The sequence below is a fragment of the Stenotrophomonas sp. SAU14A_NAIMI4_8 genome (assembly GCF_003086695.1).
GTDB lineage: Bacteria > Pseudomonadota > Gammaproteobacteria > Xanthomonadales > Xanthomonadaceae > Stenotrophomonas.
The window spans coordinates 3,763,696-3,787,411 of the sequence record NZ_CP025999.1 but is presented as its reverse complement, the minus strand read 5'-3'; the positions used below and the strand labels follow the sequence as shown (position 1 = coordinate 3,787,411).

The window sequence follows — 23,716 nt, the reverse complement described above, 5'->3', positions numbered from 1 at the left end:
GCCATGATTCCGCGCCGGCAGGTGAAGAACCCGCACGCTGAAGCCGAGCAGTTCCGCCGCCGCGCGGCGCTGGGCTTCCTGGGCGTGCTGGTCTGTCTGCTCGGCTTGGGCGGCTGGTACTTCAAGCTGCAGGTGCTGGACCACGACATCTACGCCACGCGTTCGGAAGCCAACCGCATCAAACCGCGGCCGGTGGTGCCCGGGCGCGGCATGATCTACGACCGCAATGGCCGCCTGCTGGCCGAGAACGTGCCGGCCTTCCGCCTGGACGTGACCCCGGACAAGGTGAAGGACATGGACGCCACCCTGGAAGGGCTGGCGAAGATCATCAGCATCAGCCCCGAAGAGCTGGAAGCGTTCAACAAATCGCGCAAGGCGCGCCGCAAGTTCCTGCCGGTCACCCTGAAGCTGCGCATGACCGACGAGGAAATGGCGCGGTTCGCGGTGGACCGCTGGCGCTTCCCCGGCGTGGAGCTGGAACCCTACCTGACCCGCCGCTACCCCTATGGCGACCTGTTCGCGCACATCATCGGCTACGTCGGCCGGGTGGACGACAAGGATCTGGAAATGCTGGGCGAGGGCAATGCGGCCCTGACCCATATCGGCAAGTCCGGCCTGGAGCGCTATTACGAGCACGAACTGCGCGGCAAGGTCGGCTACGAGCAGGTGGAAACCAACGTGCAGGGGCGGGCCATCCGCACCATCGGCCGGGTGGCCGCGCAGTCCGGTGCCGATCTGCGCCTGTCCATCGATGCCGACCTGCAGCGCGCCATGGTCGCCGCCTTCGGCGAGCAGGAAGGCTCGGCCGTGGCGATGGACCCGCGTACCGGCGAAGTGCTGGCGATGGTCAGCCTGCCGTCCTACGACCCGAATCTGTTCGTCAACGGCATTTCCCATGCCGATTTCAAGGCGCTGAACGAGAACCCGTCGCGGCCGCAGTTCAACCGCCTGGTGCTGGGTGGCGTGGCCCCCGGTTCCACCCTGAAGCCGTTGATCGGCCTGGCCGGCCTGGATTCGGGCGTGCGCCGGCCGGAAGACAAGGTGCTGTCCACCGGCATGTTCTACCTGCCGGGCACCAGCCGCGGCTGGGGCGATTCGCACCGCGGCGGCCATGGCTGGACCGACCTGCGCAAGTCGATCGCGCAGTCGGTGAACACCTACTACTACAAGCTGGCGCTGGACCTGGGCATCGAGCGCTTCGACCATTACATGGAGTACTACGGCTTCGGCGCGCCGACCGGCATCGACCTGACCGGCGAAATCGGCGGCATCCTGCCGTCGCCGGCCTACAAGGCCAAGAGCCGCAAGGAGCGCTGGTACCCCGGCGATACGGTCAACATCAGCATCGGCCAGGGCGACTGGAAGGTCACCCCGCTGCAGCTGGCGCGCGGCGTCAGTGCGTTGGCCGATGGCCAGCTGCGCACCCCGCATCTGGTCATGCAGCAGCGCGCCGGCTTCGACCACGATTGGGTGACCACCGAAGCCGGGCCGAGCAAGCCGGTCAGCCCCAACCCGAACAACGTGCAGGCCGTGCGCGAAGGCATGATGGCCACCATGCAGCCCGGCGGCAGCGCCGCGCGCATGGCCGTCGGCGCGCCGTATACCATGGCCGGCAAGACCGGTACCGCGCAGGTGATCAGCCGCAAGGGCACCGCAGCGGTGAACCCCAAGAGCCTGCCCATGCACCTGCGCCACCGCGCGCTGTTCGTGGGCTTCGCGCCCGCCGAACAACCGGTGATCGCCTTGGCCATTGCCGTGGAAGGCGGTGGCTACGGTGGCTCGGCCGCGGCACCTATCGCGCGCAAGATCTTCGATGCCTGGCTGCTGGGCAAGATGCCTGAAGGCATGCAGCCGCTGGACAGCGAGCGTGGCACCACCGCCATCGGCACCACCGCCTTCGACAACGAAGACGTGAACGCGCGCCCGGCCGGTGATGCCGCCGCCGCGCTGCTGGCCGAACTGCCGGTGCTGGTGGGCGTTCCTGCACCTGCACCCGAGCCCGTTCCTGCGCCTGCGCCGCCCGCACCGGCCGCCGCCGCCCCCAGCGCGCCGCGCTCCCCTGCCGCCGAGGCTTCGCGATGAGAGTGTTCCTGCGCTGGGCCGGCGACATGCTGCGCCGCTTCTTCAGCACCCTGGACTGGGTGCTGTGCCTGGCCCTGGGCGCCTTGATGGCCATTGGCCTGGCCACCTTGAAGAGCGCCGGTGGCGACACCCTGGTGATGGCGCAGGGTGCCCGCTTCATTGTCGGCCTGGCCGCGCTGTGGGCCATTTCGCGCGTGCCGATCCTGCGCATCCGCTCGGCCACACCGATGATCTATGCGATCTCGATGATTCCGCTGCTGGCGGTGTTCGTGCTGGGCACCGGCAAGTACGGGCGGCAGTGGCTGGACCTGAAGTTCTTCTACCTGCAGCCGGCCGAACTGCTGAAGGTCAGCCTGCCGATGATGGTGGCCTGGTACCTGCACAAGATGCCGTTGCCGCCGCGCTTCAACACGGTGTTGATGGCGCTGGTGATCATCGGCGTTCCCACCGGCCTGGTGATGCTGCAGCCCGACTTCGGCACCGGCGTGCTGATTGCCGCCAGTGGCGTGTTCGTGCTGCTGCTGGCCGGCCTGCCGTGGTGGTGGGTGGGGCTGGGCGTGGGCGGCGTGGCCGCGGTGGCGCCGGTGGCCTGGTTCTGGCTGCTGCGGCCGTACCAGAAGGACCGCATCATGATGTTCCTGGACCCGGAAATGGACGCCCTGGGCGCCGGCTGGAACATCATCCAGTCGAAGATCGCGATCGGTTCGGGCGGCTTCGACGGCAAGGGCTGGGGCGAAGGCTCGCAGTCGCACCTGAACTTCATTCCCGAACAGACCACCGATTTCGCCTTCTCGGTGCTGAGCGAAGAATTCGGCTGGATCGGCGTGGCCACCGTGCTGGCGCTGTACCTGGTGGTGATCGGGCGCTGCCTGTGGATCGCCAGCCAGTCGCGCGATTCCTATTCGCGCCTGCTGGCCGGGGCTACTGGCCTGGCGTTCTTCGTCTATGTGCTGGTGAACGGCGGCATGATTTCCGGCCTGCTGCCGGTGGTGGGCGTACCGATGCCGCTGATCAGCTACGGCGGCACCTCCGCCGTATCGCTGCTGGCCGGCTTCGGCCTGGTGATGGCCGTGCGCAGCCACAACCCCGTGCACGGCGGCTACGGCTGACACCCCTGGGGTCGGATCCCTCTCTCCGGGGAACGGGATCTGACCCCGATGCACGACTGCGTTAGGGCCCTCGTCGGGTACCGTTGATGGTGCTCGACTGCGCTCTTGCCCTCGTCGCGTACCCTCGACGGTGCCCGACTGCGCTTTGGCTCTTGCCGCGTGCCGACGATGGTGCGGCGACGGCGCTTTGGCCTTTGTCGCGTGCCGTCCGCGGTGCTCGACCGCGCTTTTGCCTTCGTTGCGTACCGACGACGGTGCTCGACTGCGCTTTTGCCCTCGTCGCATACCGTCGATGGTGCTCGACTACGCCTTGGCCTTTGTAGAGTCGAGCTTGCTCGACTTCGCTTTTGCCCTTGTAGAGTCGAGCTTGCTCGACTGCTTTTCGGGCAAACCAGTCGAGCAAGCTCGACTCTACGAACAGCCAACAGCCAACAGCCAACAGCCAACAGCCAATACGCGTTTCGCTCACGCCACGCGCAACTGCACATCCACGTATTCGGACAACCCCCGGCAGGCCAGCAGCAAGCCCTCGCGGGCGTCGTCTCCCAGTTGCTGGGCCTCGTCGCCGTCCACCCGCACGCGTTCGGCGGCATGCAGCAGTTCCAGCAGGAAGGTCAGGCCGCTGTTGGCGCGGTCGATGCGTGCCAGCGCCATGCACTGCCCCGGCGTGTGCTGCCGCCCTTGCCAGGCCTGCCCATCGGCGGCGTCCACCTGGCGGATGCGCCGCGGGGCGCCCAGCAGGGTGATGCCGTCTTCGGTATTGGCCGCCTGGTGGGCGGTCAGTGTGGTTTCCAGGGCGCGGGCGATGTCGGCCGGAAGTTGATGGGCGGCGTCGCCCAGGGTGGCGAACAGGTACGGGTAAGGCGATAGCGTCATGGCAGGATCCTCGCGCGGCAGGCAGATCCACCACCCCGCAGGGCGAGGGTGGCAGGCGATGCGTGGCTCCAATACCGGTAACCAATGCGGGAACTCCGGTGGGCACAAGGCCCTCCACGCACCGCCCGCCAAAGACGCACGGACGGATTGCCAGCCGACGTCGCCCACACGGAAAAGACGACGCCGACTGGCAAGCGTAAACAACGCATCGGTTAACGGGATTGGAGTCCCGTGCCACCCGTTGTCGGTGGCACGGGATGTTTCGCACGCCACGTCCGCTGGGCCAATGAGGAAAGTTTGAAAGTCGAATTCGTCAGAAGGGCGCCGCACGACGCACCCATAGTGGCGATAGCGACAGGACGCGCCGCTCGAAACCGCCGCCATTCCCCGGCGTTCGCCGCCTGAATCTGCGCAAATTCGTTGCAGGATCCTCGCGCGGCAGGCAGATCCACCACCCCGCACGCAGGGCGAGGGTGGCAGGCGATGCGTGGTTGCAATACCGGGGACCAACGGCGAAGAACCGGCGGGCACAAGGCCCCCACGCACCGCCCGCCAGAGACGCACGGACGGATTGCCAGCCGGCGTCGCCCACACGGAAAAGACGACGCCGACTGGCAAGCGTAAACAACGCGTTGGTGCTACGGGATTGCAAGCCCGTGCCACCCGTTGTCGGTGGCCCCGCATGTTTCGCACGCCGCGCCCGCCGCACCAATGAGGAAAGTTTGAAAGTCGAATTCGTCAGAAGTGCGCCGCACGATGCAACCCTAGTGGCGATAGCGACACGACGCGCCGCCCGAAACCGCTGCCATTCCCGGCGTTCGCCACCTGAATCTGCGCAAACCCGTTTCTGTAAGCGTTTGCGTAACCCCGGATGAACACCAGCTCGCTGACGAAGTTCCAATAAAAGTGGGCGACCAATCACACTTTGACGCGATGTTGATCTTGATCAATAGACTTGTCGCAATCGGCCTGCACAATGGCGGCCCGTTCGGCACGGCGCGCCATCACTGATGCAGCGCGAGGGGCGCCGGGCGGGAAAGCAGTACTGATCCAACGGGTACAGGGAGCGCGGAGCACTGCCACTGGGGAGCGGCAGCCGCGCAGGTACCGACCGGATCCGGTCGCCGGTTGCGTCTGCGGGGATGGGGACGCAACCGGCCACCTCTGTTTCTGAATGCGGCAGGTCACTCACACCGTTTTCACAAAAGCGTCTGCCTGCAGGCAAATCGTTGTGATTCATGGTGTTAGGGGTTTTAATTCATCCATGACCTGCTAACCTGCGGTGATGATTCGACGCACTCTGGCCTGCATGCTCACCCTCGGCCTGGTCGCCTGCGCGACCCAGCCGACGTCCCCCCCGTCGTCTCCGCAGGCCAGCAGTTCGCCGCGCCACCCGGCCAGCAAGCCGCAGGGCCCGGCCGAAGCCGCGCCGGAAGCTGCCGCCAGCACCGCACCGCCGGTGGATCTGACCCCGGTGCCGTTTGAAACCGCGCGCGCCAACTTCATTGCCGATACCGCCAAGCGTTACGGCCTGGCACCGCAGCAGATCAGCGCCGTGCTGGACCAGGCGCAGGTGCGCCAGCCCATCATTGCCGCCATGGCCCGCCCGGCCGAACGGGTGAAGCCGTGGAACGAATACCGGCCGATGTTCATCAGCAAGGCGCGCATCGATGGCGGCCGCGCGTTCCTGGCCGAACACCGTGCCGAACTGGACCGCGTGCAGCAGCGCACCGGCGTGCCGGCCGAAGTGATCGTGGCGATCATCGGCGTGGAAACCAGCTACGGCAAGAACGCCGGCAACCATCGCGTGCTGGATGCGCTGTACACGTTGGCCTTCTATTACCCGCGCAGTGGCGACCCGGCCAAGCTGGAACGCGAAGTGCGCCGCGAACTGTTCTTCCGCGATGAACTGGCCAAGCTGTTCGAGCTGGGCCGCGAAGAAAAGCTGGACATCACCACGCTCAAGGGCAGCTACGCCGGGGCGATGGGCATGGGCCAGTTCATGCCGTCCAGCTATCTGGACTACGCCGTGGACGGCAACGGCGATGGCCGCCGTGACCTGTTCACCAGCTACGACGATGTGTTCTCGTCCATCGCCAACTACTTCGTGAAGAAGGGTGGCTGGGTGCGCGGTGGCCCCGTGGTCGTACCGGCCACGCTGGCGCCGGGTCGCGAGGAGTTCAATCCCACCGAGTGGATGCCGACCTGGTCGCTGGCCGACCTGGCGCAGCGTGGCTACCAGCCCAGCGCGCCGGTCCCGGCGGGCGCCACCGCAACGCCCATCACCCTGGAAGGCAGCACCGGCAAGCAGTACTGGCTGGGCTTCCAGAACTACTACGCCATTACCCGCTACAACCTCTCGAAGATGTACGCGATGGCCGTGCACCAGTTGTCGCAGGCCATTGCCGGACAGGAGCTGCCCCCGGCATGAACATCAGATGGCTGGTTCCCGCACTGGCAGTACTCGCACTGGCCGCGTGCAGCAGCGCGCCGAACAAGCCCAGCGCCGGCCACGGCGGCAAGGTGCCGGGCACGGTGGTGCAGGGCAAGGGCGGGCGCCCGGCGCACTGCCCGGACGGTTCACCCTATGCGGCGGCCACCGAAGACCTGAGCACGCGCGGCAACTACACCGCCGGTGGCCTGTACAAGCCCGGGGTGAAAGACAGCACGCCCAGCTACGTGCCCAACGTGGCCTGCATTCCCGAGCCGGAAGTGACCGCGGTCGAGCGCTCGACCATCGGCAACAAATCGCCGTATGTGGTGCTGGGCAAGTCGTACAAGGTGCTGGACGACACCCATGACTATGTCGAGCGCGGTACCGCGTCGTACTACGGCGCCAAGTTCCACGGCCGCCTGACCTCCAACCGCGAGGTCTACGACATGTACCAGTTCACCGCCGCACACAAGACGCTGCCGCTGCCCAGCTTCGCCCGCGTGACCAACCTGGACAACGGCGAATCGGTGATCGTGCGCGTCAACGATCGTGGTCCGTTCCACGATGGCCGCGTGGTGGACCTGAGCTATGCCGCCGCCGTGCGCCTGGGCATCACCCAGCGTGGCACCGGCAATGTGGAAGTGCGCGCGCTGCAGCCGGGCGAAGGCAACCTGCTGGCGCAGAAGCCGTCGCGCCGCGAGCGCCGTGCCGCCGAAGCCGCTGCCGCGACGGCGGTGGCCTCGGCACGCCCCACAGCAGCAACGCGCAGCACGCCGGCCAGCGATATCGACCGCCTGGTGCAGCGCCTGCCTGCCGATCCCATGCCCGCACGTGGCCAGCCGGCCACCACCCAGGCCGCCAGCAGTACCTTGCCGGACGTGGCAGTGAGCGCGCTGCCGCCCAGCGCCCCGGCGCCGCGTGCGTCGGTGGCCGTGGCCGCCGCCGCCCCGCGCGCAGCTGCCGCCCCGGCACGCAGCACGCCGGCCCCCACGCCCACGCTGTCGCAGCAGGTGGTGGGTGCGGTGATGGTGCAGGTGGCCAGCTTTTCCAGCCGCGACAACGCCACCCGTGCCATGGGCCAGCTGAACGCGGCCGGCATCGTCGGCGCCACCATCAGCGACATCGCCGCCGGCGGCCGGACCCTGTTCCGCCTGCGCGTACCCGCCACCGACCATGCCAGCGCCGCGGAACTTGTCGGGCGCATCGCCGGTCTGGGCCTGGGCGCACCGCAGATCGTCAAAGACTGATTCGACCGGGGCCGGTGCTGCCGGCCTCCGCCCCGTCGGCCTTACAATGGCCGCTTCGTACCACCCTCCATCCTGGCCGTCCCTGGAGCCTGCTGTCCCATGAATTTCCGTTCCGCCGCCACTGCCCTGGCCGCCACCCTGGTGGTCGGTCTGGCTTCCGCCCAGACCCCCCTGCCGACCCCGGCCACCCCGGCACCTGCCGCCGCCGCTGCGCCGGCCACCGTGGCCACGCCGCCGGCCCCGGTGCCGACTGTTTCCAAGGCGTGGGTCCTGATGGATTACGCCACCGGCCAGGTGCTGGCCGGCGAGAACGTGCACGAAGAGCTGGCCCCGGCCAGCATCACCAAGGTCATGACCTCCTATGTCATCGCCGCCGAAGTCAAGAACGGCAAGGTGCGTGCGGATGACCAGGTGATGATGAGCGAGCGCGCCTGGCGCGAAGGCGGCGCGGGCACCGACGGCAGCTACAGCGGCTTCCCGGTGAACCAGACCGCGCGCCTGGAAGACATGGAAAAGGGCATGGCGATCCAGTCGGGCAACGACGCCGCCATCGCCCTGGCCGAACACGTGGCCGGCAGCGAGGAAGCCTTTGCTTCGCTGATGAACAGCTACGCCGCCAAGATCGGCATGAAGAATTCGCACTTCGTGAACGCCCACGGCCTGACCGCCGAAGGCCACCACAGCACCGCCTACGACCTGGCCCTGCTGGGCCGGGCGATGGTGCGCGATTACCCGGAAACCTACGCTTACAACAAGATCAAGGAATTCCAGGTCGGCAACATCAAGCAGCCCAACCGCAACCTGCTGTTGTGGCGCGATGGCAGCGTGGACGGCATCAAGACCGGCCACACCTCCGAAGCCGGCTACTGCCTGATGAGCTCGGCGCAGCGCGGCGACCAGCGCCTGATCGCGGTGGTGCTGGGTGGTTCGTCGGAAAAGCAGCGTGCCGATGACAGCCTGGCCCTGCTGAACTGGGGCTTCCGCTTCTTCGAAACCCACCGCCTGTACGAGCCGGGCAAGGCCGTGGCCGAGCACAAGGTCTGGAAGGGCACCACCGACAAGGTGCAGCTGGGCGTGGCCCAGCCGATGCTGGTGAGCGTGCCGCGCGGCCGCTACAACGACCTGAAGCCGAGCATCGACGTGCCCAAGACCCTGGAAGCACCGTTCACCGCTGGCCAGCAGATCGGCACCGTGAAGGTCACCCTGGACGGCAAGGTGGTGGCGGAAGCCCCGCTGGTGGCCGTGGCGGCTGTTGAACAGGCCGGCTTCTTCAAGCGCCTGTGGGACAGCTTCTGGATGTGGTGGGAATCGGAATGATCCACGCCCTGGCGTGGTGAATGAAAAGGCCGGCGAAAGCCGGCCTTTTTCGTGGATTTCCGCCGGGCATGGCCCGGCGCTACCCGGTTGTCGGTAGCGCTGGGCCATGCCCGGCGGAATGACGCCCCGGTTACAGCGAGCGATTCAAACCGGTGTGCCGACCAACGGTCGGCACCTACCCGCTTCACCATCAGCCGCTCGCCTACAGCGAGCGATTCAAGCCGGTGTGCCGACCAACGGTCGGCACCTACCCGCTTCACCATCAGCCACTCGCCTACAGCGAGCGGCTGATGGTGAAGCTGCCGAACACCGGCGCTTCGCGCTGGCCGTCGAATTCGCGGGTGCTGTGGTAACGGGCCAGGGCGAACTTCCAGCGTCCCTTCATCACCGCCAGGCCGTAGCCGCCCAGCGCCACGAAGTTGCGCTTGTCCACGCTGTGGCTGTTGCGGAAGGTGTTGCCGTCCAGGGTGATATCGCGGATCACCCACGAGGCATCGGTGGTGGCGAACAGGTGCCACGACCAACCGGCCGGGCGGCCGCCGCGGGTCGGCGCGGTGTTTTCGCCGGCCGGGCGCAGCGGGGTGCTGCCGAAGTCGTCGGGCAGCTTCCAGCCAAAGCGCACTTCGGCGCCGGCATTGGCGTGGGTGGCCAGGTTGCCGATCGCACCGCCGTAGTGGGTGATCGCATCCCAGCCCCAGCCGCCAGCATTCTCAGTGGCATCGCCCGGCCAGCGGCGCATGCGCTCGTGGGTCAGCATGAACACCGGTTCGTTGTGCAGCTGGTTGTCCCAGCCCTGGAATTTCTCGTCACCCAGCACCTCGTGCACGGCGTTCTGCACCTGCTTGCCCTGTGCCCACGGGCCCACCACGCCCAGCGCCAGCTGGGTGGTCTGCAGGCGGTCGCCGCGGCGCGCGTTGTAGCCGAAGCTGGCGATCAGCACGCCCGCATAGGGGCGGTCGTCCTCGATCAGGTCCTTCCGGGTGAAATCAGTGGGGGTGAAGATGCCCTGGGCCAGGCTGAAGATCATGTTCTGCTGCTCGAACTCACCCGGGTGCAGCCGTTCCAGATGCCGGTTCACCCAGCGCGCCAGCTTCGGCAGGCAGGGGTCGTCGGTGTAGTCCACCAGGTTGGGCGAGACCAGGGTGAGCTGGGCGCCGTTGGTGTAGCCCTGGTCCTGGTCCTTGCCACCGAACAGGTCGTTGTCCACGCGGAAGTTCACCTGCGGCGGGTGGTCGCGCATGGCATCCGGGCCGCACTGTTCGGCGGCCTGGGCGGCAAGGGGGAGGGTGGCAGCGAGCAGACCCGACAGCCCGAGGGCTGCGAGGCGGTGTTGGGAAGGGGAGCTCATCGGGTGCGGGTTCTTCTGTCGTTTTATGCCGCGACACGGTACATCCAGGCAGCCGCCGAAACGACCACATGGCGCTCACATGTCTGTTCCGAAAACAACGTTGTCCCACTGGCACAGCCATACGTGGCGGGGGGCGGCGCCGGCGGCGTGCCGGCAGGGGGCGTGTGCCGTGCGTGTCGTCATCGGCATTGGCAGTCAGCTGCGGTTGTAGCGTGCGGCGCAGGCGTGCCATACCTCCTACGCCGGCGCCTGAGGGGGGCGTCGCAACGGACCCAGGTCCTGGACCCTTTCTCAACCCATGGAATGTGCTTCGCCCACGGCGAGGTGCTGGATGACTCAAATGAAAAAATCGAATTCGCTCCCCCCTGCGTTGGGCTGCGTGCTGCTGGGTGCTGCGCTGGTCGCGGTCAGTGGCCCGGCGTCGGCCGGCCTGCGCGACAGCTTCGCCAACAGCCGTACCTCTGCCCAGCAGCAGAGCAAGAAGGGCCAAGCCGAGATCCCCGTCTGCACCAAGCCGCTGGGTTCCATCTCGGTGATCGAATCGGAAGATGCGGTGAACTGGTGGACCGGCCAGCAGCTGCCGGCGCCTTCGAAGCTGATCAAGGTGTTCGTCAACAAGTCCAAGTGCTTCACCCTGGTCGACCGCGGCGTCGGCATGGCCGCGGCCCAGGCCGAGCGCGCGCTGGCCAGCCAAGGCCAGCTGCGCGGGCGTTCCAATATCGGCAAGGGCCAGATCCGGGCCGCCGACTACGTTCTGGTGCCGGACCTGATCTCGCAGAACAGCAACGCTGGCGGCAGTGCCATCGGTGGCCTGGTGGGCGGCCTGATCGGCGGCAAGGCCGGCTCTGTCGTAAGTGGCCTGAACTTCCGCAGGAAGACCGCCGATGTGACCCTGACCCTGACCGATGTGCGCTCTTCCGAGCAGGTTGCGGTCGTTGAAGGCAACTCCAAGAAAACCGACCTGGGCTGGGGCGCCGGTGGCGGCCTGTTCGGCGGTGGCGGCATCGGCGCGATGGGCGTGGGCGGCTACGCCAACACCGAAATCGGCCAGGTGATCACCCTGGCCTATCTGCAGGCCTACAGCACCATGGTGACCGAGCTGGGCGGCCTGCCGGCCAATGCCTCCGCTGCCAATGCCGGCCAGGCCGTGACCATGCTGAAGGCTGGCCGACTGCTGGCCAACGCCAAGGGCACCGGTGCGGCGGTGCGCGCGCTGGAGCCGGGCATGCTGCTGTACCCCACCGGTGTGAAGGACGGCACCATGTGGGAAGTGGAAGACGAAATGGGCAACAAGGGCTGGGTCAATTCCACCCTGATGGAAACGGCCAAGTAGGCCGCTGGCGTGCCGGCATCGGGCCGGCACGCGTTGCCTGCCGGGGCCGGCCCGGCAGGCTGGCCCAGCAGGCTGGCCCAGCAGCGTGGCGCCGGCCGGCACATGCGCCCCCTGCAACGCAGCGGCTCGCCGGTGCCGCTGTCGACTTTGATGAATACTCTTGGGTTTGTTGCCTTCCGGCCCGATAATGGGCCCATGGAAATCAAGTCCGACAACCCCGACCACGGCTTCCAGTTCCCCGGTCAGTTCGAGCTCAGTGCCATGGGCGCCGCCAACCGCGGCCTCGAGCACGAGCTTCCGCGCCTGTTGCAGGCCGCGGGCATCACCGTGGTGAACGAGCGCATCAGCTGGAAGCATTCGACCAACGGCAAGTATGTTTCGGTTCGCCTGGTGTTCCAGGCCGAGAACCGCGAACAGTACGACGTGGCCCATGAGGCGCTGCGTGGCCACCCGGAAGTGAAGTGGACGGTGTAGCCGCCAGCTGCCCGGCCGACGCCGCCCCCGAAAACCGCCCGGCGCGTCCGGCGGTGGTCCGTGACCTGGGCCGCCAGGCCTATGAACCGGTCTGGCGCGCCATGCAGCGCTTCACCGACCAGCGTACGGACGACGACGCCGACGAACTGTGGGTGGTCGAACACGATCCGGTGTTCACCCTCGGCCAGGCCGGCAAGGACGAACATGTGCTGGCCCCGGGCGATATTCCGGTGCTGCACGTGGACCGTGGCGGCCAGGTGACCTACCACGGCCCCGGCCAGATCGTGGTCTACCCGCTGCTGCGCCTGCCGCGGCTGGGCATTGGCGTGCGCGACTACGTGTGCCGTATCGAACAGGCCATCATCGACACCCTGGCCGACTGGAACATCGGCGCCGAGCGCCGTGAAGGCGCCCCCGGTGTGTACGTGGGTGCGGCCAAGATCGCCGCGCTGGGCATCCGCGTGCGCCGCGGCTGCACCTTCCATGGCCTGGCCTTCAACGTGTCCATGGATCTGGAACCCTTCCACCGCATCAACCCCTGCGGTTACCAGGGGCTGCAGGTGACCTCGGTGGTAGACTTGGGCGGCCCGTCCGGGATGGACGCCGTCAAGCCGGTGCTGCTGGACAACCTGGCCCGCCAGTTTGGCCTGCTGCTGCAGCCCACGCCCGAACTGCCCGATCTTTCTGCGGCCGCCTGACCGCCCCCCGGAACTGCCATGACTGAGACCACCGCCCGCACCATTCCCCTGCAGATCGTGCAGGCCGACCTGCCGACCGCCGCACCGTTGCAGGTGGGCGTGAAGCAGATGGGCGGGGACAAGATCAACCGTTCGCCGGTGCAGTTCGCCGATGCCCCGGTGCTGCGCAAGCCGTCGTGGATCCGCGTGCGCATTCCTTCGGGCAATGCCGTGCAGAACCTGAAGGCCAAGCTGCGCGAGAACCGCCTGGTGACGGTGTGCGAAGAAGCCAGCTGCCCGAACATCCATGAATGCTTCGGCCACGGCACCGCCACCTTCATGATCCTGGGCGAAGTCTGCACCCGCCGCTGCTCGTTCTGCGACGTGGCCCACGGCCGCCCCAAGCCGCCCGATGCCAACGAACCGGCCAGCCTGGGCCAGACCGTGGCCGACATGGGCCTGAAGTACGTGGTGGTGACCAGCGTTGACCGCGATGACCTGCGCGACGGCGGTGCCCAGCACTTCGTCGACTGCATCACCGCCATCCGCGAGAAGTCGCCGGGCACCCGCATCGAGGTGCTGACCCCGGACTTCCGTGGCAAGGGCCGCATGGAGCGCGCGCTGGAAATCCTGGCGCAGAACCCGCCGGACGTGTTCAACCACAACATCGAAACCGTACCGGACCTGTACCGCAACGTGCGCCCCGGTGCCGATTACCAGTGGTCGCTGAACCTGCTGAAGAACTTCAAGGCGCAGCACCCGTCGGTGCCGACCAAGAGCGGCATCATGCTGGGCCTGGGCGAGGAATTCGAGCAGATCAAGGCCACCATGCGTGACCTGCGTGCCCACGACGTGGACATGATCACCATCGGCCAGTACCTGCAGCCGACCGCGCACCACCACCCGGTGCTGAAGTACTGGACCCCGGAAGACTACAAGGCGCTGGAAGACTACGGCTACGAACTGGGCTTCAGCCACGTGGCCTCCGGCCCGATGGTGCGCTCGTCGTACCACGCCGACGTGCAGGCCAAGGGCGCCGGCATTTCCTGAGGGTAGGTGCGAACCTTGGTTCGCACGCCTTGGCCGGGCATGGCCCGGCGCTACCAGTGGGTGCGGACCGTTGGTCCGCACACCTCATCTCGCCGGGCACGGCCCGGCGCTACCCCCTGCATTCACAATTTGCTACACCGGCCCGGCTAGGCTGGTTTTCCACCGATCGTGGGCGGATGACAAATCCGGCAACTTTCGGCACTGTCGTGGTGTCTGAACACCGCGCAGTCTCCCCCTTGGCAAGCCGCCCTTGAGCACGTTCATGAAATTCAAAGCCCCTGCATTCCTGATGGCCCTGGCGCTGGTAGCGCCGCTGGCGCTGGCGGCCAAGACCGATTCGCCGGCCCTGCCGGCTGCGGCCACCGCCGACCAGGTGACCACCTCCAAGCTGGTCTACGGCCTGCTGTCCGACAGCCGCTACGCCTACCGGCCGCGCGCGCTGGACGAAGCCACCGCCAAGGACGTGTTCAAGCGCTACCTGGACACCCTGGACGGCGGCAAGCAGTACTTCACCCAGGCCGACGTGACCCGCTTCGCGCCGTTCGAGGCCAACATCGCCAATGCCATCCGTGGCGGCGAGATGGAACCGGCGTTCCAGGTGTTTGCCGTCTACAAGCAGCGCGTGGGCGAGCGCGTGGCCTACGCGCGCAAGCTGCTGAAGCAGGAACCGGACTTCACCACTGACGAGCGCTTCGAGTACGACCGCAAGGACGTGCCGTGGGCCGCCAGCAGCGCTGAACTGGACGAGCTGTGGCGCAAGTCGGTGAAGAATGACTGGCTGCGCCTGAAGCTGGCCGGCAAGAAGTCCGACGACATCCGCAAGACGCTGGACAAGCGCTACGCCACGATGGAAAAGTCGGTGAACGAGCTGAAGGGCGAAGACGTCTTCCAGTTCTTCATGAACGCCTATACCAGCGCGGTCGATCCGCACACCGATTACTTCACCCCGCGCACGGCCGAGAACTTCAACCAGGCCATGTCGCTGTCGCTGGAAGGCATTGGCGCGCAGCTGCAGCGCCAGGATGACGTGGTGGTGATCCGCGAGATCATCGCCGGTGGCCCGGCCGCCGTGGACGGCACGCTGAAGCCGGGCGACCGCATCGTGGGCGTGGGCCAGGGCAAGTCGGGCACCATCGAAGATGTGATCGGCTGGCGCATCGACGACGTGGTGGCCAAGATCCGTGGCGCCAAGGACACCCAGGTCAAGCTGGAATTCATTCCGGCCGAAGAGGGCGCCGACGGCAAGCACCACACCCTGGTGCTGACCCGGCAGAAGGTGCGCCTGGCCGAACAGGCCGCCAAGGGCGAAACCATGACCATTCCGGGCAAGGACGGCGAGCCCGAGCGCAAGGTGGGCGTGATCAAGCTGCCGACCTTCTACCAGGACTTCGAAGGCCGCCGCCGCAACGCGACCGACTACGCTTCGGCCACCCGCGACGTGGCCAAGCTGCTGGCCGGCTTCAAGAACGACAAGCTGGACGGCGTGGTGCTGGACCTGCGCAACAACGGTGGCGGTTCGCTGGACGAAGCCATTGAACTGACCGGTCTGTTCATCGAACAGGGCCCGGTGGTGCAGGTGCGCGAATCCGGCGGCCGAGTGACCGTGAACAACGACCGCAACCAGGGCGTGGCCTGGGACGGCCCGCTGGCCGTGCTGATCAACCGCGGTTCGGCCTCGGCCTCGGAAATCTTCGCCGGCGCCATCCAGGATTACGGCCGTGGCCTGGTCATTGGTGAAACCACCTTCGGCAAGGGCACGGTGCAGAACATCGTGGATCTGGACCGTTGGCCGAGCGGCGAGACCCAGCGCTTCGGCCAGGTGAAGCTCACCATTGCCCAGTTCTTCCGCATCAGCGGCAGCAGCACCCAGCACAAGGGCGTGGTGCCCGACCTGGCCTTCCCGGCCAGCGTGGATGCCACCGAATTCGGCGAAAGCACCTACGACAACGCCTTGCCGTGGACCCGCATCGCCGCTGTGCCGCACACCCAGTACGGCAACTTCGCGCCGCTGCTGCCGAAGCTGGAAACCCGCCACGACACCCGTATCGCCACCGACAAGGAATTCCAGTGGTGGAACGAGGACGTGCAGCAGTTCCGCACCGAGGCAGAGAAGAAGTATGTGTCGCTGAACGAGGCCACCCGTCGTGCCGAGCGCGAGCGCCAGGACACCCAGCGCAAGGAGCGCCAGGTGATCCGCAAGGAACTGGGCCTGGCCCTGGACCCGCTGGCCGACGACAGCAGCGATGACGGCCTGACCGGCAACGAGCGCGACATCGTGAAGGATGCCGCTCGCGAGAAGGCCGCCGAGAAGCGCCCGGACCCGCTGCTGCGTGAATCGGCCGCGATCCTGGCCGATGCGGTGAACCTGCTGGAAACCGACCGCCCGCTGTCGGCGCAGGTGCTGCCGCAGTCCACCGGCGTGGGCCGCTGGGCCGACTGATCGCACCGCACCGTGATACCCGACGGGGCCGGCAATGCCGGCCCCGTTTTGTTTGGGGGGCGCGCGTCGGCGCCCTGACGGTAGCGCCGGGCCATGCCCGGCGAGCGCAGCGGCCCGCCAATCGGCGCATGAACCGGCAGCAACGGGCCGGTTGTCCTCGACCCGCCGCACACGGTGCCGGGTCTACCCTTGGGGCTTCCGTTCTCGCAGGAGCACCCATGCGGGCCCCGCGCATCCGTTTCCCCCTGCTGGCCATGGCTGGCACCCTGGCTCTGGCCGGCTGTGGCGGCCGCGCCGCCGACAACGCGCTGCTGCGCGAATCCTTCGATTCGGGCGATACCTTCTCGCGCACCGTTGATGGCCGCCCGGCCGAGGCCTGCGAAGCCGCCCGCCGCACCCTGCTCAGCCAGGGCTATGCGATTGCCCGCGCCGACGACGGCCAGGTGGAGGGCAACAAGAACTTCCAGCCGCGCGAAGACGACCACGAGCAGCTGGTGCTGCGCATTTCCTGTGCCCCGCGCGGCGCCGACCAGGCGCTGGTGTTCGTCAGCGCGGTGCAGGACCGCTACGCGCTGAAGAAGAGCCCGACCTCGGCCAGCGTGGGCGTGGGCGCGCTGGGCTCGGTGTCACTGCCGTTCGGCAGCAACGACGATTCGCTGGTGAGAGTGGCCAGCAGCACCATTACCGATGCCGATTTCTACCGGCGCTTCTTCCAGCGCCTGCAGCAGTACCTGCCGGCGGCTGCGGCCAAGCCCGCGCCCCCGGCGGCCAGCGCGCCGCAGCCGGCACCGTTGCCAACCCCGCCGCTGCCCACCGAGCCTGCGCCCCCCGAATCCACCCCGGCCGATGTGCCGGCCCCGGCGGCGGCCCAAGGCTGAGCATGCGGGGGCGGGCGCTGCTGCTGGGCCTGCTGCTGGCCGGTCCGCTGGGCAGCCACGCGGCGCCCGCGGTGGACTGCACGCAGGGGCTGCTGCAACGGCTGGGCTGGCGCTTTGAAACCAGCGCGCTGCCGGCGCCCGACATTCACGGCGGCCCGGTGTGCCAGCGTGCCTCGCTGGCCGATGCGCAGGCCGCCGGTGATCTGCGCGTGCGCTGGCCGGCGGATCTGCCCGACAGCGTGCGGCAGGCGCTGCTGCAGCAGCTGCTGGACGACCCCGCTACAGTCTGCGCGTACAGCTTCCTGTTGGGTGCGGCCACGCGCAGTGCCACCCAGGCACTGCAGGACAACCCCGGTTTCCGGTTTTCCGGCCTGCAACTGGGCTGGATCGGCTTCGGCGCGGGTGGTGCGGAAGTCCAGGGCTGGCAACGCACGCGCAGCTTCGGTCGCGGTTACGTGCCCCAGGGCAGCAACAGTGCGGCGCTGCAGGCCTTCCAGAGCGGCCGCGTGCGCGCCGAATGCGGGGTCGGCCGGCAGGTGGCACAGCTGGCCAGCCAGCGCGCGCTGTATGGCGATGCGGCCTTCGACGCCGAGTTCAGCCCCGCCGAGCTGTCCATCGGCACCTTCCTAGGCCTGCACGCCACCGACAGCATCCTGCTGGGCGCACACGCCGGCGACTTCGTGGCCGACGGCAAGGCGGTGCGCGCGTCGGCGCAGGGGCGGCAGGCGTTCGTCGGCCTGCCCGGCTTCATTGAACACGTGGGCGACAAGGCGCTGCTGGACGATCTGAACAACCAGGCCGAGAACTTCGTGGTGGTGGATGTGGGCGCCGACGCCGCAAAGGCGCTGGCCGCGCACGCCGGGTTTGCCTGGTACGACCAGCGCAATGCGCAGCTGTGGCGGTTGGCGCAGGGCATTCCGCGGGTCGGCCGGCGCTACTTCGAGCGGCTGCTGTACGAACGCGATCCGGCGCTGCGGGCGCAGCTGGCACCGCGCTACCGTGCCACCCTGGACCGCATGGACCAGTTGCTGGACGATCCGTTCTACCAGCAGTTCGTGATCTATGTGCACCCACGCGGTATACGTCCCATCGGCTACCACATCGTGCGCCTGCTCGACCGGAACCCGCGTACCGCGTTTTCCATCGACCTGGCGTTGCACAATCTGCATACCACGCTCTACCGGCGTTGGCGCCAGGCGCAACTGCGTGCCTGCGCGACGACCGGCCGGCCAGGCAGCCTGACTTCCGACAACAACTGAAGGTGAAACAATGGATATTGCAATGATCGGCCTGGGCCGCATGGGCGCCAACATGGCCCAGCGCCTGCATCGCGGCGGCCACCGCGTTGTGGGTTACGACCCCGGCGAAGGTGCGCGCCAGCGTGCGGCCGAGGCCGGCCTGCAGGTGGTCGATTCGCTGGCCGCCGCAGTGGCCGCGCTGCCGGTGCCGCGCGTGGTGTGGCTGATGGTGCCGGCCGGCGAAACCGTGGACCAGACGCTGGGCCAACTGACCCCGCACCTGGCCGAGGGCGACATCGTGATCGATGGTGGTAATTCCAATTACCAGGACTCGATGCGCCGCGCCAAGGCGCTGGCCGAAGATGACCTGGGCTACGTGGACTGCGGCACCAGCGGTGGCGTGTGGGGCCTGCAGGAAGGCTACAGCCTGATGGTGGGCGGCGATGAAGCGGTGGTCGAGCAGATCGCGCCGCTGCTGCGCACGCTGGCGCCGGCCGAAGATCGTGGCTGGGGCCGTGTCGGCCCGTCCGGTGCCGGCCACTTCACCAAGATGGTTCACAACGGCATCGAATACGGAATGATGCAGGCCTATGCCGAAGGCTTCGCGCTGATGGAGCGCAAGGACGAGCTGCAGCTGGACCTGGCCCAGGTGGCCGAAGTCTGGCGCCACGGCAGCGTGGTGCGTTCGTGGCTGCTGGACCTGAGCACCGAAGCGCTGAAGCGCAACCCGTCGCTGGATGGCATTGCCCCGTACGTGGAAGATTCCGGCGAAGGCCGTTGGACCGTGGCCGAAGCCATTGCCCTGGATGTGCCGGCGCCGGTGATCACCCTGTCGCTGCTGGAACGCCTGCGCTCGCGCGAATCCAATTCGTTCACCGACCGCCTGCTGTCGGCCATGCGCAACGAATTCGGCGGCCACGCCATCAAGAAGTCATAAGCAATCGGGGTCGGATCCCTTTCCGCAGGAAAGGGGTCCGACCCCGCCGATTCCGATTGTTGCCACGTCATCCACGCATGGCGTGGAGGCGTCGGGGTCGGATCCCTTTCCTCAGGAAAGGGCTCTGACCCCATGGCGCCCAAAAGCGTGTTCCGATCATTTCCACGTCATCCACGCATGGCGTGGATCTACTGGCAGATCGCGGGAAAGTGCCATCCCCAGATAGCCCGCTTTTGACGTTGAAGTTGAAGTTGCCGTTGCATTGAGCAGGTGCAGGGCGCAGCCCTGCCGGTCACCCCAGTGCGATCCGCCGCCCTTGCTGGGCGCTGTCCATGCCTGCCTGCAGCAACTGCATCACCTGCAGCGCCTGGGCCAGGCTGACCGTCGGCTCACCGTCGCCATGCAGCGCGGCGGCGAACTGCGCGTACAGGTGCCGATAGTCACCGGGCACGTTGTCCACAGTGCTGCGCTGCACGCTGTCGTCGGCCTCGCAACGCAGCAGTTCGCCATGCCGTGGGTCGATGCCCCAGCCCGGCGCGCCCGGCGCCACGCCACGGCGCAACTGCGCTTCCTGCACATCCAGACCGTATTTCACCCAGCTCGCCAATTCACCGTGCACGGCGAAACGCGGCGTCGGTGCGGCCACCAGCGAACCGGCATGCACGATGGCGCGATGGCGCGGGTAGTGCAGCACCGCATGGAAATAATCCACGCCACTGCCGCCGCTGCGCTGCACCGCCAGATCGGCATCGATCGCCTGCGGCCAGCCGAACAGCACCAGCATCTGGTCCAGCAGGTGCGGCCCCAGGTCGTACCACAGGCCGCTGCCGGGCCCATCCTGCTCGCGCCAGCGATCGCGCACCTGCGGCCGGTAGCGGTCGAAGTGCGCATGGCATTCGGCCACCTTGCCCAGCACGCCCTGCGCCAGCAGTGCCTGCAGGGTGAGGAAGTCAGCGTCGAAGCGCCGGTTCTGGAACACGCTGACGATGCGCCCGGCATCGCGGGCCGCAGCCGCCACGGCGTTGGCCTCGGCCATGTCCAGCGCGAAAGGCTTGTCCACCAGCACGTGCTTGCCTGCCGCCAGCGCGGCCAGCGCCAGCGGCGCATGCAGTGCATTGGGGGTCGCGATCACCACCGCATCCACGGCGGGGTCATCGAACACCTGTTGCGGCGTGTCGCGCACGTGCACATCGCTGAAGCTGCGCAGCAGCGTGTCGCGCTGCGAACTGACGATGCTGTGCAGGGCCAGACCGGGCGTGTGCTGGATCAGCGGTGCATGGAACACACGGCCGGCCAGGCCGTAGCCGATCAGGGCCAGTTGCAGATCGGGGCGCATGGCAGGTCTCCGTGGGGGCGGGAAGGGCAGGGTAAACGAGCACGCGCGCTGCGCAAAACTGAACGGTTTGCCGTGCAAGTACGCTGATTCACGGCGGCATGACCGTGGCGCCACGCCTGCCACACATGACGGTGCGCACACTGGCGCCACACACAGAAGGAGCACCGCACGATGAGCACCCTGACCCGCACGATGATTGCTTCGGCCCTCACCCTGGGCCTGGCCCTGTCCTCCTCTGCTGCATTCGCCAAGGACCCGGCCGCCAAGAGCCCGCCGAAGGCCGACCATTCGGCGATGACCCATGCCGATCGCCACGATTCCAACGAGCCGGTGACCGACAGCTGGATCACCACCAAGGTGAAGGCCGACCTGCTGGCCAGCAGCAATGTGCCGGGCACCGAAGTGAAGGTGGAAACGGTGAACGGCGTGGTCAGCCTGAGCGGCACGGTGGCCACCCAGGCCGAGCATGACAAGGCGGTGACCACGGCCAAGGGCATCAAGGGCGTGACCCGCGTCGATGCCGCGGCGCTGAAGGTGAATGCCGCCGCCAAGCGCTGAGACCGGCGCTAACGCTTGAAGCACGACGGGGGCGTCCACGGGGCGCCCCCGTTTTTGCCGCGCCCGGGAAACCCCGTGACCGTCTGCGCTATATTGCCGGTTCCGCTGCGGTGCTGACGAGGGACTATGGCGCTGGTGTTCAGTGATGATGTCTGGGACCGCTGGCGATTGCCGGCCTTGGCCCTGGCGGCGGCCGCGATCATCGTGGTGCCGTGGCTGACCCTGCGCAAACTGCAGCAGGACAACGAGGCGGCGATGGCCTGGGTGACCCATACCCAGGCCGTGGGCGTGGCCCTGCAGCAGCTGCAGGCCGACGTGCGCGATGTGGAATCGGCGGCGTTGACCCTGTCCAAGGGTGTGGATGCGCCCGGCCTGCGCGAGCGCATGGCCAAGGCGCAGGACATTCCCGGCCGCCTGGCCGAACTGGGCCGCCTGACCCGCGACAACCCCGATCAGCTGATCCGCATTGGTCGCATCGAAGCGATGCTGGACGGGCGCATGGCGCTGGCGCGCGAACTGGCCCGTGCCGAGCCCAATACCGACCAGCGCGAGCTGGTGCAGGACCTGAGCACCCGCTATCCGATCCGTGGCCTGGTGGAAGAGCTGCAGGCCAGCGAGCAGAGACTGCTGGCCCAGCGCGCCGAGCAGGCCAGCCGTCAGCGCCGCCAGACCGAGTTCATTTCGTGGAGTTCGCTGGCCGTGCAGCTGGGCCTGCTGGGCCTGGTGCTGTGGCTGCTGCAACGGCAGATCGGGCGCCGCCTGCAGGCCGAGCGGCAGTCGCTGCGCGCGGCCGGGCGTGCGGCGTCGGTGCTGCAGACCGTGCGTGAACCCATCGTGCTGCTGGATCGCGAACTGCGCGTGCAGCTGCACAACCCGGCCTTTTCTGAGCTGTACGACCTGCAGGACGAGCGCGCCGACGGCACGCTGCTGGGCGATGTCGGCGACGGTGCGTGGAAGGACCCAGTGGTGCGCCAGCGCCTGGCCGACGTGCTGCTGCGCGGCCGCGAACTGTGGGATTTCGAACACGAACAGCGCACTGCCGATGGCATGGTGCGCTACATGCTGTTGAACGCACGGCGCATGCCGCTGCCCGACAGTGACGATGAAGTGGTGTTGCTGACCATCAGCGATGTGACGGTGCAGCGTGCCGTGCAGTGGCGCGTAGAAGAGCTGAACCGGCAGCTGGAAGGCAAGGTCGCGCAGGTGTCCGAGGTCAACCGCGAACTGGAAGCCTTCAGCTATTCGGTATCGCACGACCTGCGTGCACCACTGCGCCACGTGGCCGGCTTCTCGGACAAACTGACGCGCCACCTGGGTGACGACGCGGACGAGAAGAGCCGCCACTACCTGGACGTCATTTCCAGTTCGGCGCGGCGCATGGCCGCTCTGATCGACGATCTGCTGGTCTATTCGCGGCTGGGCCGCGCGGCCATGCGCCAGCAGGCCGTGGACATGCAATCGCTGGTGGCCGACACCCGCGCCATGCTCGACGCCAACCTGAAGACCGATGCCGAAGCCGGCGCGCCCGCGCACAGCGTGGAATGGTCGATTGCACCGCTGCCGATCGTGGTGGCCGATGAAAACATGATGCGCCAGGTGTGGCTGAACCTGCTGGGCAATGCGGTGAAGTATTCAGGCAACCGAGACCCGGCGAAGATCCGCGTGGACTACCAGGCACAGCCCGATGGCGGTCATCAGTTCACAGTCAGCGACAATGGTGCAGGCTTCGACATGGCCTACGCGGCCAAGCTGTTCGGGGTGTTCCAGCGCCTGCACAAGGCCAGCGACTACCCCGGTACCGGTATCGGCCTGGCCAGCGTGCGCCGCGTGCTGACCCGCCACGGTGGCCGCATCTGGGCCGAAGCCGAGCCCGATGCCGGCGCCACCTTCCACTTCTACCTGCCTCCCGCGCTGGACGCGGTCAACCAAGGTCCTTCCGCATGACGACTCTGCGTACCATCCTGCTGGCCGAAGACAGCCCGGCCGACGCTGAAATGGCCATCGACGCGCTGCAGGAAGCGCGCCTGGCCAACCCCATCGTGCACGTGGAAGACGGCGTGGAAGTGATGGACTACCTGCTGCGCCGCGGTGCCTTCGCCGATCGCGAGGAAGGCCTGCCGGCGGTGCTGCTGCTGGATATCAAGATGCCGCGCATGGATGGCCTGGAAGTGCTGCGGCAGATCCGCGAACACGAAGAACTCAAGCGCCTGCCAGTGGTCATCCTGTCCTCCTCGCGCGAGGAAAGCGATCTGGCGCGCAGCTGGGACATGGGCGTGAACGCCTACGTGGTCAAGCCGGTGGACGTGGACCAGTTCTTCGGTGCCGTGCAGACCCTGGGCAAGTTCTGGGCGCTGATCAACCAGGCGCCGGAGCGCGAGTAAG

Annotated in this window: 19 protein-coding genes; 16 read left to right on the top strand and 3 right to left on the bottom strand. The window is 67.5% G+C overall.

Annotation, left to right across the window (positions count from 1 at the left end):
• The first annotated feature begins 3 nt into the window (after positions 1-3).
• Positions 4-2,082, top strand: a complete 2,079-nt coding sequence (gene mrdA, locus C1930_RS17065; RefSeq protein ID WP_108757187.1) for a penicillin-binding protein 2 — start codon at positions 4-6, stop codon at positions 2,080-2,082.
• The gene (gene rodA, locus C1930_RS17060; RefSeq protein ID WP_108754183.1) at positions 2,079-3,191 is read left to right on the top strand and encodes a rod shape-determining protein RodA; all 1,113 of its coding nucleotides are present in this window, start codon (positions 2,079-2,081) and stop codon (positions 3,189-3,191) included. The genes mrdA and rodA overlap by 4 nt, the downstream gene beginning before the upstream one ends.
• Before the next feature lie 465 nt (positions 3,192-3,656).
• On the opposite strand, the gene C1930_RS17055 is transcribed toward rodA, so the two are convergent.
• Complete coding sequence (locus C1930_RS17055) at positions 3,657-4,067, bottom strand: hypothetical protein (protein WP_108757186.1); 411 nt, start codon at positions 4,065-4,067, stop codon at positions 3,657-3,659.
• A 1,285-nt stretch (positions 4,068-5,352) separates the two neighbouring features.
• Between C1930_RS17055 and mltB the strand changes: the two genes are divergently transcribed.
• From mltB to C1930_RS17040, 3 genes are all read left to right on the top strand, one after another.
• Positions 5,353-6,498: a lytic murein transglycosylase B gene (mltB, locus tag C1930_RS17050; RefSeq protein ID WP_108754179.1), complete on the top strand. Its 1,146-nt coding sequence runs from the start codon at positions 5,353-5,355 to the stop codon at positions 6,496-6,498.
• Positions 6,495-7,748 carry a septal ring lytic transglycosylase RlpA family protein gene (locus C1930_RS17045; protein ID WP_108772258.1) on the top strand — a complete coding sequence of 418 codons (1,254 nt, stop codon included), beginning with the start codon at positions 6,495-6,497 and terminating at the stop codon, positions 7,746-7,748. The genes mltB and C1930_RS17045 overlap by 4 nt, the downstream gene beginning before the upstream one ends.
• 99 nt (positions 7,749-7,847) lie before the next feature.
• Positions 7,848-9,065: a D-alanyl-D-alanine carboxypeptidase family protein gene (locus tag C1930_RS17040; RefSeq protein WP_108754177.1), complete on the top strand. Its 1,218-nt coding sequence runs from the start codon at positions 7,848-7,850 to the stop codon at positions 9,063-9,065.
• Between the two features lie 274 nt (positions 9,066-9,339).
• Here C1930_RS17040 and C1930_RS17035 read toward each other — a convergent pair whose 3' ends face one another.
• Positions 9,340-10,413, bottom strand: a complete 1,074-nt coding sequence (locus tag C1930_RS17035; protein ID WP_108772257.1) for a lipid A deacylase LpxR family protein — start codon at positions 10,411-10,413, stop codon at positions 9,340-9,342.
• Between the two features lie 340 nt (positions 10,414-10,753).
• On the opposite strand from C1930_RS17035, the gene C1930_RS17030 reads away from it, so the two are divergent.
• The 8 genes from C1930_RS17030 to gnd all read left to right on the top strand — a co-directional run bounded on the left by C1930_RS17030 (position 10,754) and on the right by gnd (position 19,440).
• Positions 10,754-11,746 carry a CsgG/HfaB family protein gene (locus C1930_RS17030; protein ID WP_108757183.1) on the top strand — a complete coding sequence of 331 codons (993 nt, stop codon included), beginning with the start codon at positions 10,754-10,756 and terminating at the stop codon, positions 11,744-11,746.
• A 195-nt stretch (positions 11,747-11,941) separates the two neighbouring features.
• Complete coding sequence (locus tag C1930_RS17025) at positions 11,942-12,220, top strand: DUF493 family protein (RefSeq protein WP_108750506.1); 279 nt, start codon at positions 11,942-11,944, stop codon at positions 12,218-12,220.
• A complete protein-coding gene (gene lipB, locus C1930_RS17020; protein ID WP_108772256.1) occupies positions 12,208-12,918 on the top strand; it encodes a lipoyl(octanoyl) transferase LipB in 711 nt (236 codons plus the stop codon). The genes C1930_RS17025 and lipB overlap by 13 nt, the downstream gene beginning before the upstream one ends.
• 18 nt (positions 12,919-12,936) lie before the next feature.
• Positions 12,937-13,947 (top strand): lipoyl synthase, encoded by a 1,011-nt coding sequence (gene lipA, locus C1930_RS17015; RefSeq protein WP_108750508.1) that lies wholly within the window; start codon positions 12,937-12,939, stop codon positions 13,945-13,947.
• 262 nt (positions 13,948-14,209) lie between these two features.
• The gene (locus C1930_RS17010; RefSeq protein ID WP_108757181.1) at positions 14,210-16,387 is read left to right on the top strand and encodes a carboxy terminal-processing peptidase; all 2,178 of its coding nucleotides are present in this window, start codon (positions 14,210-14,212) and stop codon (positions 16,385-16,387) included.
• Between the two features lie 218 nt (positions 16,388-16,605).
• Positions 16,606-17,265, top strand: a complete 660-nt coding sequence (locus C1930_RS17005; RefSeq protein WP_108772255.1) for a DUF2242 domain-containing protein — start codon at positions 16,606-16,608, stop codon at positions 17,263-17,265.
• Positions 17,266-17,267: 2 nt separating this feature from the next.
• Entirely contained in the window at positions 17,268-18,524 is a 1,257-nt protein-coding gene (locus tag C1930_RS17000) for a hypothetical protein (RefSeq protein ID WP_108772254.1), read from the top strand.
• A gap of 10 nt (positions 18,525-18,534) precedes the next feature.
• Positions 18,535-19,440, top strand: a complete 906-nt coding sequence (gnd, locus tag C1930_RS16995) for a phosphogluconate dehydrogenase (NAD(+)-dependent, decarboxylating) (protein WP_108754170.1) — start codon at positions 18,535-18,537, stop codon at positions 19,438-19,440.
• 292 nt (positions 19,441-19,732) lie between these two features.
• On the opposite strand, the gene C1930_RS16990 is transcribed toward gnd, so the two are convergent.
• Entirely contained in the window at positions 19,733-20,776 is a 1,044-nt protein-coding gene (locus tag C1930_RS16990; protein ID WP_108772253.1) for an oxidoreductase, read from the bottom strand.
• 171 nt (positions 20,777-20,947) lie between these two features.
• Here C1930_RS16990 and C1930_RS16985 point away from each other — a divergent pair, with 171 nt between their 5' ends.
• The 3 genes from C1930_RS16985 to C1930_RS16975 all read left to right on the top strand — a co-directional run bounded on the left by C1930_RS16985 (position 20,948) and on the right by C1930_RS16975 (position 23,715).
• Entirely contained in the window at positions 20,948-21,334 is a 387-nt protein-coding gene (locus C1930_RS16985; protein ID WP_108750513.1) for a BON domain-containing protein, read from the top strand.
• A gap of 126 nt (positions 21,335-21,460) precedes the next feature.
• Entirely contained in the window at positions 21,461-23,278 is a 1,818-nt protein-coding gene (locus tag C1930_RS16980) for an ATP-binding protein (protein ID WP_108772252.1), read from the top strand.
• Positions 23,275-23,715 carry a response regulator gene (locus tag C1930_RS16975; protein ID WP_108750515.1) on the top strand — a complete coding sequence of 147 codons (441 nt, stop codon included), beginning with the start codon at positions 23,275-23,277 and terminating at the stop codon, positions 23,713-23,715. The genes C1930_RS16980 and C1930_RS16975 overlap by 4 nt, the downstream gene beginning before the upstream one ends.
• The last annotated feature ends 1 nt before the right edge of the window (position 23,716 follow it).